Here is a 24,044-nt window from a genome sequence, read left to right as displayed (position 1 = left end):
AAAAAGGAGGTGATATATCACCTCCTTAAATAATTTTTATTTACTTTTTTATTAGATTATTTAATCTTAACTTAACACCTCATTTTTATACACCTGTTGAACCAAATCCACCTTGACCTCTTGTTGTTTCACTCAATTCACATACTTCTTCCACATCTAAAGTTAAAGTTGGTTTAATAACCATTTGAGCTATTTTCATTCCTTCTTCTACCTTAAATTCTTCATTACCAAGGTTAATTAATATTATACATATTTCTCCCCTATACCCTTCATCTATAGTACCAGGAGTATTTAATACTGTTACGCCATGCTTCAATGCTAATCCACTTCTTGGTCTTACTTGCGCCTCAGTATTTTTAGGTAATTGAATCTTAATGCCTGTATGTATTAACTTTCTTTCCAACGGTTTAAGAATAACCTCTTCTATTGAAAATAAATCAAGGCCAGCATCTCCTTCATGTGCTCTAAACGGAATAATAGCTCTATCACTGATTTTTTCTATTAATAATTTCATAATTTTTCCTCCATCTATAACTTATTAAAATCTTTTATTTTAAGTAAATTTTATTAATATGCATACTTAATGTTAAGTCTCATTATATTCTATACATACTTAAATAAATCCTTAAATCACTATTTATTATGTTATATACTATAGTATCATTTCAGTCTATACTATATTAAAATAAAATATAAATATATACAACTTATTAGTATTAAAATTTATATTTATTTTATAAACTTTATTATCAGTCTTTTTACAAAAAAAGACTACCTCATTTTAGAAATAAACTTTCTATTTGAGATAGTCAATTATTTTATCTTAGTTAAAATAATATACCTGCTATTGTACCTGTTAGACAGGTAGTTAGTAATCCACCTATCATAGCTCTTAATCCTAATTTGGCAATATCTTTACGTTTTTCTGGAGCAAGTCCACCGATACCACCTATTTGTATACCTATAGAACTTATATTTGCAAATCCACAAAGAGCATAAGTTAAAATAAGAATTGTTTTAGGATGTAATGCATGTGATTTTATAAGTGGAGCAAAATTTGCATAAGCTACAAATTCATTTAAAACTACCTTTGTTCCAAATAAATTTCCTGCTTGAATTATATCTTGTTGAGGTATCCCCATTACATAAGCAAGTGGAGCAAATATTCTTCCTAGAATCCATCCTAAATCTAATGATGGCATCCCTATCCTAACTCCAATTACTCCTATAAGAGAATTAACTAAAGCTATTAATGCTATAAATGCTAAAAGCATTGCTCCTACATTTAATGCAAGAGATAACCCTTCACTAGCTCCTGTTGCTGCTGCATCTACTATATTAGAACATTCTGATTTTATTTCTATTTTAACTGATCCATTTGTTTCTGGAACTTCATCTTGAGGACATATAATTTTTGAAATAATAAGTCCTCCAGGTGCAGCCATAATACTTGCAGCAAGTAAGTTAGCTGCATCAACACCCATAGCTACATATCCAGCCATTACCCCACCAGCAACAGTAGCCATTCCTCCAACCATTATAGTTAAAAGTTCGGACTTTGTCATTCCTTTTATAAATGGTTTTATTAATAAAGGCGCTTCCGTTTGTCCTAAGAATATATTTCCTACTGCTGATAATGTTTCTGCACCACTAGTTCCTAGTAATTTAGCTATACCTTTTGCTAATATAGATATTATAAACTGCATAATTCCTAAATAATATAAAATACTCATAAAAGCTGAAAAGAATACTATTGTAGGTAATATTTTAAAAGCAAATATCATCCCTAAACTATCTGATGTAACCAAAGGACCAAATAAAAATTTCGAACCTTCATTAGTAAAAGCTAACAAACTATCAATAACTGAACCCACTGACTGAAAAACTATTCTTCCCAATGGAACTTTAAGTATTATTAAAGCGAATAGAACTTGAAGACCTATACCAATTCCTACTAATTTCCAATTAATTTGTTTCTTATTATCGGATAATAAATATGCAATTCCTATTATCACAATAATACCAAGTAAACCTATGAATCTACTCATTTGTTTTCTCCCTTTATTTTCTTAAGTATTTTAATTTTATTATTAAAATGTTAATATAAATTTTATTATTTATTAAAATTTTATCATATATTGTATCACATTTAAATAACTTTTTTATTTTTTTTAATAATAATAAATATTTAATTATATATAGTATAACAGTTTAATGTTTTATAGTAATTTTATGTCTTAATATCTAAAATTTTTTAATTTAAACTTTTTTTCGACTATAATAGACATTTTTTCTTGTATCCTTAGTATAACCTATTATCATATAATTCTGACATGAAATTTTATACGTTGTGCTATTAACCTCCTTCCTTTCTTATATATATTTTATCCCGATTATTTTTTCTTATTTATTCTTTTAGAATTTGATGGGAACCATCCTTTTTTAACTCTCTCTTCCTGCTCAATTATCTCAAATATGCTCCATAAACAAGAAAATCCTGTTACTCCCAAAATAGAACTAAGTATACTACTTTTTGTAAATAAAGCTGAACCTATAAAAACAATTCCTAACATAAGAAAAATTGGCCAAATCTTTTTTCCAAAGTAATATTCACCCTTTATAACTACTGGATGAAACATACCTATAATTATAAATGTTATAAAGCCAATAAAAATTCCTTGAAAATTCATATTTTCTCCTTTCACTATATCTTGTTACAAAATCTAGTTATTGTACTAAATTATTTATGACAATTATATAGTATTCTATAAAAAATAAAATAATCATCTTTATTATAAATATCTTTTAGTCTATTTCTAAAAAAACAAAAGTAGCCTAAATTTAGACTACTTTTTGTTTTTGGTTTTATTTTAAAATATATTGTTAATTTTTAATTATACAACTAAATAATATTTATTCCCACTCAATAGTTGATGGTGGTTTTGAAGTTATGTCATAAACAATTCTGTTTACTCCTTTAACTTCATTTACTATTCTTCTTGATATTTTATCTAAAACATCATATGGAATTCTTGCCCAATCTGAAGTCATTCCATCTGAAGATGTTACTGCTCTTAATGCTATTGTATGGCAGTATGTTCTTTCATCACCCATAACTCCAACTGATTGAATATTAGGTAGACAAGCGAAGTATTGCCAGATATCTCTTTCAAGCCCCGCATTTGCCACTTCTTCTCTTAATATAGCATCTGCTTCTCTAACTATTTCTAACTTATCTTCTGTAATTTCACCTAAAACCCTTATTGCAAGTCCTGGTCCTGGGAATGGCTGTCTCCAAACTAATTTCGTAGGAATTCCTAATTCCTCTCCAACAGCTCTAACCTCATCTTTAAATAGTTCTCTTAAAGGTTCTATTAATGTAAATTCAACATCTTCTGGAAGTCCACCAACATTGTGATGACTTTTTATAACAGCAGATGTTTGAGTTCCACTTTCAACTACATCTGGATAAATAGTTCCTTGTACTAAGAAATCCATTTTTCCTAATTTATCTGATTCTTCCTCAAATACTCTTATAAATTCTTCTCCAATTATCTTTCTCTTTCTTTCTGGATCAGAAACACCTTTTAACTTTCCTAAAAATCTCTCTTGTGCATTAGCTCTAACTAGATTCATATCAAATTGTTCTCTAAATATATTCTCAACTTGATCTCCTTCATCTTTTCTAAGTAAACCATGATCTACAAATACACAAGTTAATTGTTTTCCTATAGCTTTATGAACAAGTACTGCTGCTACAGATGAATCAACTCCACCTGATAATGCACAAAGTACTTTTTTATCTCCAACTATTTCTTTTATTTCTTTAACCTTTTCTTCTATAAATGAAGACATTGACCATTCTCCAGCAACCTCACATACGTTGAATAGGAAGTTAGTTATCATTTGTCTTCCAAATAAAGTATGTTCAACTTCTGGATGGAATTGAACTCCATATAATTTTCTATCTTCATTCTCAAAAGCAGCTACCGGACATTGAGATGTTGTCCCTGTAATTTCAAATCCTTCTGGTACTGCTGATATATAGTCAGTATGACTCATCCAACATTGTTTGTCTTTTGTATCTTTGAAGATTAAAGAATTTGTATTTAAATCAACATCAGTTTTTCCATACTCTCTAACTGTAGCTGTACTAACTTTACCACCTAAAGTATAAGACATTAATTGAGCCCCATAACAAATACCTAATACAGGAATTCCTAACTCAAAAATTTCTTTATCAACCCTTGGTGAACCATCTTCATATACACTATTAGGTCCACCTGTAAAAATTATTCCTTTTGGTTGTTTTGCCCTTACTTCTTCTACTGTAACTGTATATGGCACAATCTCACAATAAACATGATTTTCTCTAACTCTTCTGCCTATAAGTTGTTTATATTGTCCCCCAAAGTCTATTATCAAAATTAATTCTTTATTATTTGCCACTTAGTTTTCCTCCATTTCAACATTAATTATAGTTTCACACTATAATTTGGTGCTTCTTTTGTAATATTTATATCATGTGGATGACTTTCTCTTAATCCTGCTGAGCTTTGTACTACAAATCTAGCACTTTCACATAGAGTATTAATGTCTTTTGAGCCCAAATATCCCATTCCTGAACGTATTCCACCTAGTAATTGATATATAGTATCTGTTACACTTCCCTTAAATGGAATTCTTCCTTCTACACCTTCTGGAACTAATTTCTTGTTTCCTTCTTGGAAATATCTATCTTTACTTCCACAAGCCATAGCTCCTAAAGATCCCATGCCTCTATATACCTTATAGCTTCTTCCTTGGTATATTTCTACTTCTCCTGGAGCTTCTTCACATCCTGCAAATAATGAACCCATCATACAAACTTGAGCTCCTCCTGCCAATGCTTTTACAATATCACCAGAATATTTCAATCCACCATCAGCTATAATCGGTACTCCATATTTTTTAGCTTCTTCCGCACAATCCATAACTGCTGTTAATTGTGGCACACCTACACCTGCAACTACCCTTGTAGTACAAATTGATCCAGGTCCAATACCTACTTTGACACAATCAGCACCAGCCTCAATTAAATCTCTTGTTGCTTCAGGAGTTGCAATATTTCCTGCAATAACTTGTAACTCCGGATAGTTTTCTTTTATTTTTTTAACACCTTCAAGAACTCCTCTTGAATGTCCATGTGCTGTATCTAGAACAACTACATCTACGCCAACTTTAACAAGTGCAGAAACTCTTTCTAACATATCACTTGTGATTCCTACTGCGGCACCACAAAGTAGTCTGCCTCTTTCATCCTTAGCTGAATTAGGATATAAAATACTCTTCTGAATATCTTTTATAGTAATTAATCCAACTAAATTATTTTCTTTGTCTACTAGTGGTAATTTCTCTATTTTGTGCTTTTGAAGAATCTTCTTAGCTTCATCTATAGCAGTTCCCTCTGGAGCTGTAATTAAATTTTCACTAGTCATAACTTCTTTAATTGCCTTACTATAATCTGTTTCATAAACAATATCTCTATTCGTTATTATTCCTACAAGTTTTCCTTCAACTGTTACAGGAATACCTGAAATTCTATATTTCTTCATTAATCTTAGAGCATCTTCAATTTTGTCTTCTGGTGAAAGATAGAATGGATTAGTTATTACTCCATTTTCTTGTCTTTTAACAGTATCTACTTCAGCAGCTTGGGCCTCAATAGACATATTCTTATGTATTATGCCTATACCACCTTCTCTAGCCATAGCAATTGCCATTTTAGACTCAGTAACAGTATCCATCCCTGCACTCATTAAAGGAATATTTAATTTAATTTTTTTTGTAAGATTAGTTTTTAATGAAACCTCTCTTGGTAAAACCTCTGATTTATTTGGAACTAATAGTACATCATCAAAAGTAAATGCTTGTTTTAAAATTATTGCCATTGTTTCGACCTCCCTTTATATCATTGCCATTTTTCTTTTTTTAACTACAAAAAAAGTACACCTATTAAGGCTATAACATATCACATTTCATATGCAACACACTATAAAAAGAGCCAATAGCTATACAGTAAACTAAATGCTCTTTCCATAGTTAGAAATTTTCGGTTTCTTGTAGAGACTCCCCACCATATTAAAGGATTATATGAAAAGATTTATGCAATTTTTCTAAAATAATTATTAATATTTATTCTATTTAAAGTTTATACATTTGTCAATGTATTTTTTGCAAAAAAAAGAGTTTTGCATAGCAAAACTCTTTTAAGGTATATATTAATACATACCACCCATACCCATTCCATCCATACCTGGAGCCATTGGAGCTGCTGGTTGTTTTTCTGGAATATCAACTACTGCAGCTTCTGTTGTTAAGAATGTTGAAGCTACTGAAGAAGCATTTTGTAATGCTGATCTTGTAACCTTAGTTGGATCAACAATACCTGATTTTATCATATCTACGTACTCTTCATTATAAGCATCAAATCCTACGCCTTCATTACTTGCTTTAACTTTATCTATTATTACTGAACCTTCTAATCCAGCATTCTTAGCTATTTGTCTAACTGGTTCTTCTAATGCTCTTACTATAATATTTATACCAACTTGAACATCACTGTTTTTGTGAGTTAATTTTGATACTTGATTTATAGCATTAACATATGCTGTTCCACCACCTGGAACAATACCTTCTTCTACTGCCGCTCTTGTAGCTGCTAAAGCATCTTCAATTCTAAGTTTTCTTTCTTTTAGTTCTGTTTCAGTAGCAGCACCAACTTTAATTACAGCTACACCACCTGCTAATTTAGCAAGTCTTTCTTGTAATTTTTCTCTATCGAAATCAGATGTTGTTTCTTCGATTTGAGCTCTTAATTGAGTAACTCTATTTTTGATTTCTTCTTTACTTCCTTTACCATTTACGATAGTAGTAGTATCTTTAGATACTTTAATACTTTCAGCTCTTCCTAACATATCTATAGTTACATCTTTTAAATCTCTTCCTAAATCTTCTGAAACTACTTCTCCACCTGTTAGGATAGCTATATCATTTAACATTTCTTTTCTTCTATCACCGAATCCTGGAGCTTTAACAGCTACACAAGTAAATGTTCCTCTTAATCTATTTACAACTAATGTTGCTAAAGCTTCACCTTCAACATCATCAGCAATTATAAGAAGTTTCTTTCCTTGTTGAACTATTTGTTCTAAAATTGGTAATAATTCTTGAATATTAGAAACTTTTTTATCTGTAATTAATATATATGCATCTTCAAGAATAGCTTCCATCTTTTCAGTATCTGTAGCCATATATGGACTTAAGTATCCTCTATCAAATTGCATACCTTCAACAACACTTAATTCAGTTCCCATAGTCTTTGATTCTTCTATGCTTATAACACCTTCATTGCCTACTCTTTCCATAGCATCAGCAATTAATTTACCTATTTCTTCGTCTGCTGCTGAAATAGCTGCAACTCTTGCTATATCTTCTTTACCATTAACTGGTTTAGATAATTTTTTAATTTCTTCAACAGTCGTATCAACTGCCATTTTTATACCTTCTCTTATTAGCATTGGATTTGCACCAGCTGTTACATTTTTTAGACCTTCTCTTATAATAGCTTGTGCTAATAAAGTAGCTGTTGTAGTACCATCCCCTGCTACATCATTAGTTTTTGTTGCAACTTCTTTAACAAGTTGAGCTCCCATATTTTCATATGGATCCTCTAATTCTATTTCTCTAGCTATACTTACACCATCATTAGTAATTAGTGGTGCTCCAAATTTTTTATCTAAAACTACGTTTCTTCCTTTTGGTCCAAGTGTTACCTTTACAGTATTAGCTAATTTATCAACACCTTTTTGCATTGATCTTCTAGCTTCTTCATTAAATAATATTGTCTTTGCCATTATCAAAACCTCCTATTTATTAAACTTTTTAGGATTAATTCTATTATTCTACTACTGCTAATATTTCTGATTGACTTATAATTATATATTCTTGACCTTCAAATTTAATTTCATTTCCTGAATATTTGGAGAATAATACTTTATCTCCAACTTTTAATTCCATTTTAACTTCTTTACCATCTACTATTCCGCCAGGTCCTACTGCTATTACTTCAGCTTCTTGAGGTTTTTCTTTTGAAGCCCCTGTTAAAACAATACCGCTTTTAGTAGTTTCCTCTGCTTCTAATCTTTTAATAACAACTCTGTCACCAAGTGGTCTTATACTCATTTTAAACCCTCCTTAATCAAATCGTTTATATTTATATTTATAACTTAGTAATTTTTATTAGTATCTCTTTGTTAGCACTCATTGATTTAGAGTGCTAATACAATTATTATAGTAATTAATACTAATATTAATATCAACTATGATACTGTTTTAAAATAGACCGTTATCAATAATTTTTTATCAATATTTAAATTTATAAGTATAAATCTTAATATTTCTTTATTTTACTATTATATACTATTTTTAAATGGAATATAAGATATTTTTGTCTTTTTATTCTATTTAAAATGATTATAATATAATAAAAAGACAAAATTAACTCAACTTTATTAATAATCATACTTTTACGAGGTACTTACAATGACTAATTCTAAATTATCAATTAATAAAATATTTACTATTAGAAATATTATTTTTTATTCATCTTTTATATACTGTCTTATAACTTTTAGTATAAATATTACATTACTTTTTAAAAACATATATTATTTTGATATTAAATTTTTAAATCTTGAAAATTTATCTTCTTTATCCTATGAACAATTAAAACATAATTATAACTATCTAATAAATTTTTTATATAGTACTACATATAATTTTAAAATGCCTTATTTTATATCTTCACAAGAAGGAACCACTCATTTTTTTGAAGTAAGAAATGTTATACAAAATATGAATTTAGGTATGTTTATTTTTCTTCCAATTACAATTTATAATTTTGCAAAAAAGTACAAACAAAAGGAATTCAAATTCATACGCAATTTTTCCGTTATTTCATTGATCATTCCCTTTGTTCTAACTATACCCATTTTAATTAATTTTAACTTTACCTTTAAAATTTTTCATAAAATCCTATTTAACAATAACTACTGGCTTTTTGATCCTATAAAAGATCCCGTAATAAATGTTCTTCCTGAAACTTTTTTCTTTCATGAAGGAATTTTTATATTATCAATTTTTTTATTATATTCTTTATTATTTTTTATGATTTACTCTATGAGTTTAAAAAAAAATCAAAAAAAATGAAAGTAAAATTTCTTATTTATTAAATATTAATTTTATTTTCTCTTGCATAATAAAATAAATATTGTTGTGCAAATCCAGAAAGTTCTCCAAACTTTTCTCTTGCAAATATTCGAATTTTAGGCAAAGATACTTCTGGGGCTAGGTAAAAGTATTGCATAGCCCTTTTTACCCATACATCAACTGGAAATGCAGAATATTTCTGCATAGAAAAAAGTATAATACAATCAGAAACTTTGGGACCTACACCGTTAAACTCTTGCATTTTTTTATGACATTCATCATCATTCATTTCTTTAATTTCTTCTAAATTCATTTCACCAGTATATATTTTATTTATAGTATCTTTTAAATACTTAGCTCTAAATCCTGTACTACACCCCTCTAATTCTTCTGTAGTAGCAATACTTAAGCTTTCAAGACTAGGAAACGTATAATAGGTTTTCTCTTTATATTCTAATTTTTCACCCCACTTCTCACTTATATTGCTTATTGCTTTTTTTATCATAGATATTCTATTATTGGCAGATATTATAAAGGATAGTGTTATTTCAAAAGGTTCTTGTTTTAAAATTCTTATTCCTTCTCCAAATTTAATTCCTTCTTTTAAAATAGGATCTTCTCTTAATATATCTTTTATCTTTCCGTAATCATTTTTTAAATCAAAATATTCTTCCCAAATATCATAAAATTCTTTTAAATTTGTATTATAAATAAGCATATTATTGTCTTTTTTATCCACTTCTATAACTTTTTCAAAGGCAACTCCAATATAACTTCCACTTTCAGTTTTGTTCCACCTAAAACATTGACCACACTCAAAAACATTATGTAGATCAAAATTTTTTATTTCTTTAACTATTACTCCATTTTCTATTACTTCTACTGATTCATAATCTCTATACATTTATCCTCTCTCCTAATATAACTATTTTTCACCTTGTATTTACTTATATTTTATCCCTTTACACAAAAAAATTCTCTATTTAAACAAAAATAGTTATCCTTAAATTTTTAAGGATAACTATTTTTATAAATATAATACTCAAATTTATTTACTTAACATCTCATCTATAGCATACGCTGCTTTCTTACCGGCTTCCATTGCCAATATAACTGTTGCCGCACCTGTAACAGCATCTCCACCAGCAAATACTTTTTCTCTTGAAGTCAATCCAGTTTCTTCATTAGCAACTATACATTTTCTTTTATTAATATCAAGACCTTTTGTAGTAGCTGGAATTAATGGATTTGGTGATGTACCTAAAGACATAATTACAGTATCTACATCTAAAATAAACTCAGAATTAGGAATTTCTACTGGTTTTCTTCTTCCAGATTCATCAGCTTCTCCAAGTTCCATTCTTACACATTTCATTCCTTTAACCCAACCATTTTCATCACTAATGATTTCCTTTGGATTAACTAAAAGGTCAAATGTAACGCCTTCTTCCTTAGCATGATGAACTTCTTCAACCCTCGCTGGTAATTCAGCTTCTGATCTTCTATAAACTATATGTGCTTCATCTGCACCCAATCTTAATGCTGTTCTTACAGCATCCATTGCAACATTACCACCACCAACAACTGCTACCTTATTTCCTACTTTTATTGGTGTATCATATCCCTCTTTAAATGCCTTCATTAAGTTTGTTCTTGTTAAGTATTCATTGGCTGAGAATACTCCATTTAAATTTTCTCCAGGGATACCCATAAATTTTGGAAGACCTGCACCAGAACCAACAAATACAGCATTAAATCCTTCATCTTCTAACAATTCATCTATTGTAATAGTTTTACCTATTATAACATTTGTCTCTATCTTAACACCTAATTTTTTAACATTTTCTACTTCATGCTTAACAACTGTATCTTTTGGTAATCTAAATTCTGGAATACCATAAACTAAAACTCCACCTGCTTCATGAAGTGCTTCAAATATTGTTACATCATATCCTTCTTTAGCAAGTTCACCTGCACAAGTCAATCCTGAAGGACCACTTCCTATAACAGCTACCTTTTTACCATTTTTCTCTTTTGTTTCACTAATATCAACATTATGTTCTCTTGTCCAATCTGCTACGAATCTTTCAAGTTTTCCTATAGCAATCGCTTCACCTTTTATACCTAGTACACATTTACTTTCACATTGTAGTTCTTGAGGACAAACTCTACCACAGACTGCAGGTAATGCACTATATTTAGCTATCACCTTAGCTGCTTCTTCAAATTCTCTATTCTTAACATGTTGGATAAATCCTGGAATATCTATACTTACAGGACATTTAGTGACACATCCTGGTTTTTTACAATTTAAACATCTAGAAGCTTCTTTTACAGCCTCTTCTTCAGTGTAACCTAAACATACTTCTTTAAAATTTCTTGCTCTTTCCTTTGGGTCTTGTTCTGAAATTGGAATTCTTTTCATTCTATCTACTGCCATTATTTCGCACCTCCTAAACCACAACCTGATCTTAAAGCATCATTATCTTCTTTTTCTTCAGCTCTATACATAGCTGATCTTCTCATTGCTTCATCAAAATTAACTTTATGACCATCAAATTCTGGACCATCTACACATGCAAATTTTGTTACCCCATCGACTGTTACTCTACAAGCTCCACACATGCCAGTTCCATCAACCATAATTGGATTTAAACTTACTATAGTTTTTATTCCTAACTTTTCTGTAGTTAGGCATACAAATTTCATCATAATCATAGGTCCTATTGCTACAACTACATCATATTTTTTCCCTTGATTATTAACCAATTCTTCTATTAAATTAGTTACTAGCCCTTTAAATCCATATGATCCATCATCTGTTGCTGGATATACGTTTCCTGCTACTGCTTTCATTTCTTCTTCCATTATTAATAGCTCTTTATTTTTAGCGCCTATAATAACATCTGCCTCTACTCCATGTTCATGTAACCATTTAACTTGTGGATACACTGGTGCTGTTCCTAATCCACCTGCTACAAATAATATTTTTTTATTTTTTAATTCTTCTATATCTTCACTTATAAATTCAGATGCTTGTCCAAGTGGACCAACAAAATCTTCAAAGTAATCTCCTTCTTTATAATCCATCATTCTCTTAGTTGAACATCCTATTGCTTGTACTACAATAGTCACTGTACCTTTTTCAGAATTATAATCACAAATTGTTAAAGGTATTCTTTCACCTTTTTCATCCATTTTAACTATAACAAATTGACCTGGCAAAGCTGATTTTGCTACTTTTGGAGCCTCAACATCCATTAAAAAGATCTGAGGAGCTAATTGTTTTCTTGCAACAATTTTAAACATTTTCATTCCTCCACACCTAAGTTTTTTAGTAAAAATTATAACCATTGATTAGATTTTAAATCAACATAATATTAAAATTATAAAGATTTTCTAAATACTTAATTAGAAAAATAACTAATATTAATATATTAATATTAGGAAATAAATAACGATATTTTACGCTACTTATCCCTGTCCTTTTATCTGAAAGCTTCCTTAAATCTTTTATAAAAAAATTAAGTTTCTTCTTCGATGACCAATTATGGTTCTCTCCAGGGCGGTGTCCAGTTATTGTTCAATAACCTGAAAGTTTCTGAATAATCTATAGCGACTTATTATTCGTTTCTTCTTCGGTTACTCCAAAAGGAGTATCTCCAACAACCTTCATTCACTCTCATTATAAAATTTAAAATTGTTATATATTTCACCTTTTATACTCATTTTATAATCTTATAAATATTTAGTCAATAATGAGTATAAAAATTCAAAATAAATCTTTAGAAAATTCCCATGAATTTTACTAAAGATTTTTATTTAATTTACTGGGAATCTTCACAATCATTTAATAAACATGTCAATGTAAGTAAACTTTCACTTAAATGAACATTTTCTACAACTACATCTTCAGGTACCTTAAGGTCTACTGGTGCAAAATTCCAAATACCTTTTATGCCACAGTTTACAAGTAACTCACAAATTCCTTGTGCGCTTTCTCTGTTTACACATATAATTCCTATTTCTGTAGGATTTTCTTTTAAGTAATGAGTTAAAGAATCTATATCTTGCACTTCTATATCTCTTATCTTCAATCCTATAAGTTTCGGATTTCTATCAAAGATAGCTCCTATTCTAAATCCCATTTTTTGAAAATTATCATAATTCGCAACTGCCTGACCTATATTACCTGAACCAATTAAAACCATATTATATACTTGTTTTAAGCCTAAAATTTTACTTATTTCTTCATATAAGTCTTTTACATTATACCCATATCCTTGTTGACCAAAATCCCCAAAACAATTTAAATCTTGTCTAATTTGTGACGCTGTGAAACCAATTTTTTCGCTTAATTCTTTTGATGAAATTCTATCTACTTCGTTATTTAACAATTCATTTAAATATCTATGATATTTAGGTAATCTTTTAATAACAGCCATAGATATATTAGCTTTTTTCCTTTCCACGCGAACACCTCCCTTAAACCATTATAAAATAATTTATTAACAACACAATTACTATAATATTATTATCTAATTGGAGTTATTGTCAAGTGTTATAATATACTGTAATGTAAATTTTAACACATTGTAACCTTTATTTCCTATATATATAGTTATATAATAAACATCTTATAATTATATATACTAATTATGCATAATTATGTATGTTAACTAATTCTTAGTGACTAAAACTGAAGAGTTAGATATAATATTATATATGTTAATAGAATGAAGGTGAATAAAATGATTGTACTTAGTTGCAAAGAAATTAGTAAAAGTTACGGTATAGATGTGATTTTAAAAAGTGTTACATTTAGTATAAATGAAGGTGATAAACTAGGTTTAGTTGGTTCTAATGGTGCTGGTAAATCTACTTTATTTAAAATTTTGACACATTCTCTTGAACCAGATAATGGTGAAATATTTATAGATAAAAGTAAACAATTAGGTTATTTGTCTCAGCATCTTTCACTAGAATCTGAAAATACTATTTTTGAAGAAATGTTAAGGGTATTCGATTCTTTAATTAAATTAGAAGACAAGTTAAAAAAGTTAGAAGAAGAATTAAATTCTCCTTACGATGAAGTAGATGAAAACCATTATAATAACTTAATTAAAACTTATACTACAGCACAAGAAACTTATGATATAAAGGGCGGATATACATATAAAGCTGAAATATATAAAGTTCTATATGGATTAGGTTTTGTAGAAAATGATTTTAATAAAAAAATTAACATTTTAAGTGGTGGGCAAAAAACACGTGTTGCTCTGTGCAAGCTATTACTTACCAATCCAGAAATTTTATTATTAGATGAACCTACAAACCATTTAGATCTTGATGCTATAGAATGGTTAGAAGAATACTTAAAATCTTATAAAGGAACCATTATCGTAATATCCCATGATAGATTTTTCCTAGATGCTATAACAAATAGAACTTTAGAACTTATTAATGGAAAAATCCAAGACTACAATGGAAATTATACTAAGTTTATAGAACTTAGAAAAAAGAACTTTGAAATTCAACAAAAAGCTTTTGAACAACAACAGGAAGAAATTAAAAGACAAGAAGAAATTATAAAACGTTATAAGTCTTTTAACAGAGAAAAAAGTGTTAGAGCCGCTGAAAGCAGACAAAAAGCTTTAGATAAAATTGAAAGAATAGATGCTCCTGATAAAGAAACGAAATTAAAACCATTTACTTTTAAAACAGATCTTACAAGTGGAAATGATGTTTTGATTGTAGATAAACTTTCTAAAAGTTTTGGAGAAAAAACTTTATTTACAAATTTAAATTTAAAAATTAATAGGGAAGAAAAACTTGCACTTATTGGTGAAAATGGTAGAGGTAAGACTACTTTATTTAAAATAATTATGGACTTTATAAAAGCTGATGGTGGAACAAAATGTTTAGGAAGAAATGTAGAAATAGGATATTATGATCAGGAACAATCTAATTTAAATCTTAATAAAACTATTTTAGAAGAAGTATGGGATGATTTTCCTGAATTAACCATGACTGAAATTAGAAGCGCCCTGGCCTCTTTCTTATTTATGGGGGACGATGTTTTTAAAGTTATTTCTTCTTTAAGTGGTGGTGAAAAATGTAGAATAAATTTATTAAAATTAATGCTAAAAAAAGCTAATTTCTTATTATTAGACGAACCTACCAATCACTTAGATATTATATCTAGAGAGGCTTTAGAAGATGCCCTTTTAACTTATGATGGTACAGTTTTAGTAATATCTCACGATAGATACTTTTTAAATAAAGTTGTAAATAAAATAATTGAACTTCAAATAGATGGAATTAAAGAATATCTTGGAAATTACTCTTACTATATAGAAAAGAAACAAAATCCAAATAGATTTCAAGATATTGAAGAAGAATCTGGCGGAAAAACAAAAACTCAAATTAACAATGAGAAAAAGAAAAAACGAGAACAGGAAAAAGAAAATAAACAGAAAAAACTTAGAATAAAAAATATAGAGAAAGACATAGCAAGTTTAGAATCTGAAATTTCTTCTCTTCATGAAGATCTTTGTAAAGAAGAAATTTATTCTAATCCTGAAAAAACTATAGAAGTTAATTCTTCTATAACAGAAAAAGAAAACATACTTCAAAACCTTTATAGTGAATGGGAATCCTTATTAGAATAAAAACTTAGCTATCTCTAAAACTTTAGAGATAGCTAAGTTTTATTATTTCTAATATAAGTTACAAAGTATATTAGCTATTATATTAACAAAATTATATTCTTTAGTTGTAAACTCTTGAACTTTAATAGATACCTTTAAGTACAACAAACTTATTACTTCTTCATTCTTAATTAAAGGACAAATAATACTAGAATATGCATCTACTCTATTACCTATATAACTTTTATATTGACTTTTCTCCCAATTAATCGTAACAATACCCTTTTTATTGTTAACAACCTCATTCATTAATTTTTTACTAACAAACTTACTTACATTCTTTTTATCTTTTATAACGTACATTTTTTCTGAATATGAAAGATCATCCTCAACATCATATATCGCTATATACTGCCCCCTCATTATATTAAGTAAATCATTTAATATAATGTTTAATTTTTCTTTTTTATCTTGTTTTTTATTTAAAATTTCTATACATCTTAGCATGAAATTAATATTTTCATACTCTTTAACCTCATTATTTTTTATGCTCCATATAAGTTTATTATTATTTTTTTCTTCATCTTTAAAACTCTCATCCCAAATTACGCTCTTATTTTTCCCAGTCTTTTTAGCCTTATATAACGCCATATCTGCCTTATTTATAAGATGCCAAAGTTCTATTCCCTGACATGGATAAGTAGATATTCCTGCACTAATACTTACCCTTATATTATTGTTTATACATTTATCATTATATATTTTTTTTCTTATCTTTTCTGATAATTTAAATGCTTGATCACAATTACATTTTGGAAGTATAATTAAAAACTCTTCTCCTCCGTATCTACCTACATATTGATTAAGAGTTATTTGTGAAAAAATAACATCACATACTTCTTTTAAAACTTTATCTCCTCTTAAATGTCCAAATTCGTCATTTATACTCTTAAAATTATCTATATCAATCATTATTATTGATACTTCTTCTTTTCTTAATGCCGCTTCATTTAGAACATTTCCTAACCTTGATTCCATAGCGCTTCTATTTAATGTTTTAGTTAATTTATCTATGTTAGAATTTAATTCTAATATATAATTTTTAACTACATAGTTTAATATTTTTTTCATTTTCATACATTTATATGCATTATCTTTATTAATATCATCAATAATTCTATCTGTTTCTATATAAAGATAAGTTTTAACATTATCTTTATTTCCAATTGCCTTATTATACAATGGCATACAAAAACTTTTCTGTAAATCTAAAAATAAATTATTAGGCTGTATATTTTGTATATATGTATCATCTACTATCATTGGTTTGTCACAATTTTTACATATAACATTTATAAGTGAATTAGGTAAATCTAATTTATTATTTGTGCTCATTAAAATTTCAAATTTATTTTTTTCACATTTAACTATAGCTCCAAAAGTACCCAAACTGGTCCATGTTAAATATTTTAAAATATTATCTAAGTTTATTTTAGAATCTTCGGCTATTTCACCTATAACCTCATTTATATCTTCTATTTTTGTTCCAATAAATTTTGCATGTTCTATCTTATAATATTCTTTGAAAGCCCTATTATTAAATATTTCTTCCAAATAATTGTAATCCAAATAATTATCTTGCCAGCTTAATCTACTTTTCTGTTCAATTTTAATGTTTTTTTGTGTATTAAATTTACTTTCAATTAAACTAATACCTTCAAGACATTCAATTAAATTATTATATTCTATAAACTTATCCCTATATATTAAATCCATATTTTTTAAAATATATCTTATTTGCTTATATGCATAAAAATAATTATTTATAGAATTATAAAAATCTTTATTTTTATAATAATTACCTATTTCTATATATATTTTACTCATCATTAAATGATTAACCTCATTTTGAGCCTCTTGTAAAGCTAACTTCAAATATTTTAATCTCTGCTTTTCTTCACAAAATGAAGTTATAAAATATTTTTTACTTAAGTGAGTATATTTAAAATCACCTTGTTCTGTTGTTTTTAACTCCTCATAAACCTTGTTTATAAAAGGTTTACTCTTTACCACTATAATACCTAAGTTAACTAAAAACTTTCTTTTTTCTAAGATGTCCTTACAACTTTTTATTCTTTTTAATAATTTAATAAATGCTTCATCCTGTAATTTTTTATCTTTACTTCTAAAGTAAATTTTTATAAATTGTAGTATTTGGTTTATAAGAAAAATTTCTACTTTATCGGTCTCACTAAGATGATTACTAGAATTTAAAATAAACTCAGTAAATCGCTGTATTTGTTCTGTGCATTTTAAATTAAAAAAGTAATTCATAGACCTAACATAAAAATCATTTTTTATAATTTCAGGATAATTGCTATTTATTATAAACTTGTAAGATAACTGATAATATTTATGAGCTTCTTTAAAATTATAAATTTCACTGTTTATATTAAACAATAAATTATACGCTATAATGCATTCTTTCTGTGATTTATATTTTTCCGATTCACTTAAAATTAACAATGCATACTCTTTAGCTTTTTTAATCTTACTTATTTTTATATAAAGATTAACTAAATTATATAATGGATATAATTGTTCTTGATACCCTCCAGTAATTTGATGTATTTTAAGACATTTTTTTAATAAAGATTCACATGCTTTTAAATTGTGTTTGAAATAAATCTCTATTATAGATAAATTATTTAAAACTTTAGCTAGATTTTGACTTTGTTTATATTTTTCAAATATTTTACGTGATATTAGATAATTATTATATGCCTCTTGTAAGTTTCCATTACCATATTCTATATTTCCTAGTATAAAATAAAACTTTCCTGAATATTTTTCATATTTTCCTGAACATAATGGCAAAATTTCATATGCTACTGTCTTAGATTCATTAAGCTTACCTTTTTTTAAGTTTACTGTACTCTGAATCTGTTTATATTTTATGTATCCTTTTTTATAAACGGTCTTACTTAGCATATTTTTCACTACATTCATAAAAATGCTTACTTTATTTAGATCTTCCTTTTCTATAAATATAAAAATCATCAAGTTTAAAATGTCTATTTTTTTATTATTACTTCCCATTTCTATTGCCAAATTAAGACATCTTTTATAATACAATAACGCTTTACTTAAATCATTTTGTATAAATAATATATATCCCATTTTTTTACTTAAGGTATATATTCTCGATTTTGCACCATTCACAATTTCTAAATTATCTAAAGCCTTTTTTATGTAAAATTTTTCATTTTCTAAATCATATTTATTTTTATAATTATTAGCAAGTATACAACTATATTTTATAACCTTATTAAATTGTTGACTTTTTTCCAGATGATATATAAGTTGATCTAAATTTTTATATTTAGTTTTATAATTTATCTCAATATATTTTACAATATTATTATGTTTTTCTTTCTTTTCCTCTTGGCTCATCTGGTTATATATTATAGATTTTAAAATTTTATTTACAAAAGAACCTGTTTTTAGTCCATTTTTATCTGTAACTTGTAAAATCCCTTTAGAAATAAATCCCTTTAATACACTTTCTACATTACCTCCTATAATGTATTTAACATACTTTATGACTTCATTTTTAATTTCATTCTGATTAAAAACAGCTATGTATTTTAATACTTCTAATTCGTTTTTACTTAAACCTTCTAATTGATTCAATAATATTTTTTGAACCTCACCAGAAATTTCATATTTCTTAAATTTTTTCTTATCTAGATTCCAATGTCCATTTTCATTCACATAAAAAATCTTTTTTATATAACAATCTTTTATAATTTCTAAAATAATTTTAGGATTCCCACAAGTTTGATCTTTAAAACAATCTACTTCTTCAATATTTACTTTATTTGAATTAAAGATATTTTTTAAATACATATGTATTTCCTGTTTATTAAATCCATTTAATGTTATTATTTTTCTTTTTTCTATTTTAGAAATTTTATATATGAAATCTTTAAACTGATAATTTTCTTTAAGTTGCTTATTAGAATATGATATTATAAAACTTAAATTTTTTTTATCTAAGGATTTTTTATATGCCCTAACATTATATTGCACAAATTCTAAAAATAATTTTGAACAATAACAGATATTATCAATTAAAAATACAACATTTTTTGTATTAATAACCTCAAAAATAAAATTAGATAGACTACTTAAAATTTTTTGTTTTTCATTTAGGATATTAGTCATATCTATTCTATCTTTTGAAAATTCTTGTACTACAGCACCTAAATCTTTTTTATATCTATTTATAGTTTCCCTATCACTTATATTTATAATATTTTTTAAGAATTGTGCAAAATCCTCATAACCTTTCTTTGTAAAATCTTCTTCATAATATAATGAACATACTTCATACTTTTCATATTTTAATTTTTCTTCTATTTTTTTTATGAAACTTGTTTTACCTATTCCTAAAGTACCTTTAATTTCTATTATTCCTTTATTATTTTTAACATTATCTATAACTTCATTTAATTCACCAGTTTTTCCTATAAAACTTGGATTAAAATTTAATCTTTCTAATTCATTAAACTCAAATTTACTATATTGTTTATTAAACTCTTTATTAATAGTTTGTATAATTCCATTAATACTCTTTACACCTACAGTATTACCCTGTATCATACTTGAACATATTTTTAATAGTTTTTTAGTAAAATCTTTTGAAAAAATCAAAGATCTTTCATTTAAATTAATACATTTTTTGTTATAATTATATATATTATTAAAATCAATTTTATCCTTAAATATTAATTTAATTCCTATAATCCCTAGTGAATAAATATCATCTATATATAATATACTTTCCCTTATATTAGTTTGATTAAAAACTTTAAATTCATTTTTAATAGGTTCTTCAATATAAGCTTTTTTCTTATCTCTTATTTCTTTTATCTTTAAGCTAGTTAAATCTAAATATTTATAAACATAGCCTTTAAGATGAAGATAATTGATACCTTTCAATATATCTACATATAAGCCTAAAAATTCTTCTTCTGAAACCTTATCTATTTCATCTATTAAATCTTTTTTATTTTCTATATACTCTGCCGTATAGTAATATATATTTTTTAAACTTTTTTCATTATTAATTGAACTTATTATTCCAAAGTCATAAACTTTACAAATATATTTAGTATGAATATTAGAAAAATTTTCAAAATTATGCTTTAATTCACTTATTTTTTTCTTTGTATAATGATTTTCTTCTATAACATTCATAATTTTTAATTTTCCATTTTTATCCTCATCGCATACTAAATAAGAAGAACAATAATCAAATTTTTCTATAGCTTTTACTATTCTAAACCTATTATTAACAAGTTTCATTGTCTCCCCTCTTCGCCCTATAACTTGTAATTAACTTCTTTTTTTTAATAATTATATCATAAAATTTATCTATACTCTCTATACTTATTAAAATTTCGTATAATAAAAGTCTATAAAGCTTATATATTTCAACACTTTATAGACCTAATGTCCTTTATTCTATATAATTGCTGCTTCCAATAGCAATGGTGTATTATCCATATAAATTTTATCAAATTGACTTATTGGCAATGGATTTTTACCTTTTCCTACCTCAACTGTATATCCTGGACGTAAATATTCTTTTATAAACCAATCTTTATATCCTGCATAAGAAGTTATACCCGTTGTTTCTCCTAATTCATAACCACTTACATTTGCTAAAACTTCTCCTATGCTCTTAGCTTCTTTTGTGGCCATATCCTTATATTGCCAATATATAACTTCACCTTGACTATGATACGCTAAAACTAATCTAAAATCTTTTTCTCTTGTAAAGTTAGCTAAAGCTCTTGATTCAGGTTCTGACTCTGGATAAGGTCCTCCATATCTAGTTGGTCCTGGGCCATATACTCCATATACTTGTTCAGCAGCTTTAGATTCTTCAAAAGAAGCATTATAATTATGATTTAAATCTACTCCTCTTATATTTGCACTCCAATCCTTTGAAAAATCCAAACTTCCTTTATTCCAATTAATTAAATCATCATAATAAGGATTTCCTTTTTTAAGTCCATTAATCACCAAATCTATACCATCTGGATTTACCATTGGAATAATATATATAGAACTTTCATTCCAAATTTGTTTTGGAGAATATTTTCCTATGTTATTACCTTCAAAATATGCTTTTGAAAAATTTTCTATAAATTTCATTAGGAGTACTGATGTTATCCATTCTAAAGCATGATGAGATGCATTATATCCTACTACATTCTCCCCTTTTCCCAACTTGATATAATATAAGTTTTTTCCTAAAATACTTTGTCCAATAGTACCTACTTCTATAAATGGATATAAAACTTTTAGTGACTTTATATTTTTCTCCATAACTTCATAATCATATTCTATATTCGTAGGTACCACCTCCAAATTAGAATAAGGTATTATGAGTTCTTGTCCAATATATATTAAATCTGGATTCTTTAACTTATTAATAAGCACCAATCTATTCACCGTAGTTTTAAATTTTTTAGCAATATTATTTAGAGTATCTCCCTTTCTAACTACATAATTAAAAAAACCTTTATAAAAACTTTCTAATACTCTATCAGTTCTATCATCTACTATTCCCGTTGGTAACAGTCCATTATTTCCCTGAAACCTCATTAATGCTTGTTTAGTTTTAGCTCCAAATATTCCATCTACACCATTTTTATAATAGCCTAATTGTCCTAACAAAGATTGCAATCTTTGAACCTTTGTCCCTTTATCTCCCTCTTTTAAAATAATCAAAAAATCACCTCAAAAATTTCTTTATAATATATTATTGTATTAATTTATTTTTCTTTTTGTGATAATTATAGTTAATTTTACTTTTAATATTTCTTTATAATTTAAAATTGTAAGGATTTCTTAATTAAACTGTTTATTAATTAGTGTATAATAATATATAATAATATGTTAAAATTTTTTCTTAATTTTACAGAAAGGTTGATACAATGTTTAAAAATAAAAAAATACCCTATATAGAGTTTTTTCCAATAATAGTACTTTCTATTATTGCCTTTAATTTATTAAACCACCTAGATATTGTTAAAGGAAGTTTAGGAATCGTTATATCTTGTTTTTCAGCTTTTATATGGGCCTTTGGTATAGCATACTTATTAAATCCACTAATGCTGTATTTAGAAAAAAGGTTTAAACTTTCTAGACCTATTGCTCTTTTAATAGTTTATATTATTGTTGTCGGTTTTATTATCCTTTTAATCACAATAGTAACCCCTACGATTATACATAGTATAAAAGATTTATTTAACTCTTTACCAAACTACATAGTAAAAACTCAAGATACTATAAATCACTTTTTAGATAACAGTAAATTTTTTCAAAACGCAGACATAAGGGAAACTATAGAAAACGCATTTTCTAATATAAATTCTATAAATTCTTCTATAAGTAAATTTTTAAACGGAATTTTAGAAAAAGGTGTTAATACTATTTTTACTACAGCTATTGGTTTTACATCTTCTTTTATAAAACTCATTTTCGGTTTAATTATATCTATATACATGTTAAAAGATAAAGAAGTTTTTATAAAGAACATAAAACGTCTATTTTATGCACTCTTAAAGAAAGAACATGTGGATGATTTTACTATTTTTGCAAGAGAAGTTAATATGATTTTTTCTAAATATATAATAGGAAAATTTATAGATTCTTTAATAATAGGTATTTTGTGTTTTATAGGATTGACTATTTTAAGAATTCCTTATTCACCTTTACTTAGTTTAATTGTTGGTATTACAAATATGATACCTTATTTTGGTCCTTTTATTGGAATGGTTCCAGCTACATTATTAACTTTACTTTCCAGCCCTTTAAAGGCTTTATGGGTTCTTATTTTTATAATATTACTTCAACAATTTGATGGATGGTATTTAGGACCTAAGATTCTAGGAAGTCACGTTGGATTAAGTCCATTTTGGATTATTCTTGGTATAACTGTTGGTGGAAGTGCATTTGGTGTGCTAGGAATGTTCTTAGGTGCTCCTGTTATGGCTATAATCAAAATGTTTGTAGATCGTTTTATCTCAAAAAAATTAAAGAAAAAAAACTTAGAAATTTAAAATTTTA

Annotated in this window: 16 protein-coding genes and 2 riboswitches; of the genes, 3 read left to right on the top strand and 13 right to left on the bottom strand. The window is 26.8% G+C overall.

Features of this window, described 5'->3' with window-relative positions:
- Nucleotides 1-85: 85 nt before the first annotated feature.
- From dut to groES, 7 genes are all read right to left on the bottom strand, one after another.
- Nucleotides 86-514 (bottom strand): dUTP diphosphatase, encoded by a 429-nt coding sequence (gene dut / locus QOZ93_RS00795; protein WP_307354747.1) that lies wholly within the window; start codon nt 512-514, stop codon nt 86-88.
- Nucleotides 515-827: 313 nt separating this feature from the next.
- Nucleotides 828-2,048 carry a NupC/NupG family nucleoside CNT transporter gene (locus tag QOZ93_RS00790; RefSeq protein WP_307354746.1) on the bottom strand — a complete coding sequence of 407 codons (1,221 nt, stop codon included), beginning with the start codon at nt 2,046-2,048 and terminating at the stop codon, nt 828-830.
- 345 nt (nt 2,049-2,393) lie between these two features.
- Nucleotides 2,394-2,690, bottom strand: a complete 297-nt coding sequence (locus QOZ93_RS00785) for a DUF4491 family protein (protein ID WP_307354745.1) — start codon at nt 2,688-2,690, stop codon at nt 2,394-2,396.
- Nucleotides 2,691-2,913: 223 nt separating this feature from the next.
- Nucleotides 2,914-4,449, bottom strand: coding sequence for a glutamine-hydrolyzing GMP synthase (guaA, locus tag QOZ93_RS00780; RefSeq protein WP_307354744.1), 1,536 nt, complete (start codon nt 4,447-4,449; stop codon nt 2,914-2,916).
- A 26-nt stretch (nt 4,450-4,475) separates the two neighbouring features.
- Nucleotides 4,476-5,930: an IMP dehydrogenase gene (guaB, locus tag QOZ93_RS00775; RefSeq protein ID WP_307354743.1), complete on the bottom strand. Its 1,455-nt coding sequence runs from the start codon at nt 5,928-5,930 to the stop codon at nt 4,476-4,478.
- Between the two features lie 128 nt (nt 5,931-6,058).
- Nucleotides 6,059-6,156, bottom strand: a riboswitch (purine riboswitch).
- A 104-nt stretch (nt 6,157-6,260) separates the two neighbouring features.
- Nucleotides 6,261-7,895, bottom strand: coding sequence for a chaperonin GroEL (gene groL, locus QOZ93_RS00770; RefSeq protein WP_307354742.1), 1,635 nt, complete (start codon nt 7,893-7,895; stop codon nt 6,261-6,263).
- A 43-nt stretch (nt 7,896-7,938) separates the two neighbouring features.
- Nucleotides 7,939-8,223 carry a co-chaperone GroES gene (groES, locus tag QOZ93_RS00765; protein ID WP_307354741.1) on the bottom strand — a complete coding sequence of 95 codons (285 nt, stop codon included), beginning with the start codon at nt 8,221-8,223 and terminating at the stop codon, nt 7,939-7,941.
- 360 nt (nt 8,224-8,583) lie between these two features.
- On the opposite strand from groES, the gene QOZ93_RS14045 reads away from it, so the two are divergent.
- Nucleotides 8,584-9,249 carry a TIGR01906 family membrane protein gene (locus QOZ93_RS14045; RefSeq protein WP_422723860.1) on the top strand — a complete coding sequence of 222 codons (666 nt, stop codon included), beginning with the start codon at nt 8,584-8,586 and terminating at the stop codon, nt 9,247-9,249.
- Nucleotides 9,250-9,268: 19 nt separating this feature from the next.
- Here QOZ93_RS14045 and QOZ93_RS00760 read toward each other — a convergent pair whose 3' ends face one another.
- The 4 genes from QOZ93_RS00760 to QOZ93_RS00745 form a co-directional block, all read right to left on the bottom strand.
- Nucleotides 9,269-10,153 carry a DNA-3-methyladenine glycosylase family protein gene (locus QOZ93_RS00760; protein ID WP_307354740.1) on the bottom strand — a complete coding sequence of 295 codons (885 nt, stop codon included), beginning with the start codon at nt 10,151-10,153 and terminating at the stop codon, nt 9,269-9,271.
- A 144-nt stretch (nt 10,154-10,297) separates the two neighbouring features.
- Nucleotides 10,298-11,689: an NADPH-dependent glutamate synthase gene (gene gltA, locus QOZ93_RS00755; RefSeq protein WP_307354739.1), complete on the bottom strand. Its 1,392-nt coding sequence runs from the start codon at nt 11,687-11,689 to the stop codon at nt 10,298-10,300.
- Nucleotides 11,689-12,558, bottom strand: coding sequence for a sulfide/dihydroorotate dehydrogenase-like FAD/NAD-binding protein (locus tag QOZ93_RS00750; RefSeq protein ID WP_307354738.1), 870 nt, complete (start codon nt 12,556-12,558; stop codon nt 11,689-11,691). Before QOZ93_RS00750 ends, gltA begins: the two co-directional genes overlap by 1 nt.
- A gap of 161 nt (nt 12,559-12,719) precedes the next feature.
- A riboswitch (glycine riboswitch) is annotated at nt 12,720-12,823 on the bottom strand.
- Between the two features lie 253 nt (nt 12,824-13,076).
- A complete protein-coding gene (locus QOZ93_RS00745) occupies nt 13,077-13,721 on the bottom strand; it encodes a redox-sensing transcriptional repressor Rex (RefSeq protein ID WP_307354737.1) in 645 nt (214 codons plus the stop codon).
- 279 nt (nt 13,722-14,000) lie between these two features.
- On the opposite strand from QOZ93_RS00745, the gene QOZ93_RS00740 reads away from it, so the two are divergent.
- Nucleotides 14,001-15,920: an ABC-F family ATP-binding cassette domain-containing protein gene (locus tag QOZ93_RS00740; RefSeq protein WP_307354818.1), complete on the top strand. Its 1,920-nt coding sequence runs from the start codon at nt 14,001-14,003 to the stop codon at nt 15,918-15,920.
- A 48-nt stretch (nt 15,921-15,968) separates the two neighbouring features.
- Here the strand turns inward: QOZ93_RS00740 and QOZ93_RS00735 are convergent, their stop codons facing one another.
- Nucleotides 15,969-21,269, bottom strand: a complete 5,301-nt coding sequence (locus QOZ93_RS00735; RefSeq protein WP_307354736.1) for a diguanylate cyclase — start codon at nt 21,267-21,269, stop codon at nt 15,969-15,971.
- 159 nt (nt 21,270-21,428) lie between these two features.
- Nucleotides 21,429-22,703, bottom strand: coding sequence for a M14 family zinc carboxypeptidase (locus QOZ93_RS00730; RefSeq protein WP_307354735.1), 1,275 nt, complete (start codon nt 22,701-22,703; stop codon nt 21,429-21,431).
- Nucleotides 22,704-22,909: 206 nt separating this feature from the next.
- Between QOZ93_RS00730 and QOZ93_RS00725 the strand changes: the two genes are divergently transcribed.
- Nucleotides 22,910-24,037, top strand: coding sequence for an AI-2E family transporter (locus QOZ93_RS00725; RefSeq protein ID WP_307354734.1), 1,128 nt, complete (start codon nt 22,910-22,912; stop codon nt 24,035-24,037).
- Nucleotides 24,038-24,044: the final 7 nt, after the last annotated feature.

Origin of the sequence: Hathewaya limosa (assembly GCF_030815255.1) — a bacterium.
Lineage (GTDB): Bacteria > Bacillota > Clostridia > Clostridiales > Clostridiaceae > Hathewaya > Hathewaya limosa.
The sequence above is the reverse complement of the archived record's forward strand: the minus strand, read 5'-3'. Positions and strand labels throughout refer to the sequence as shown.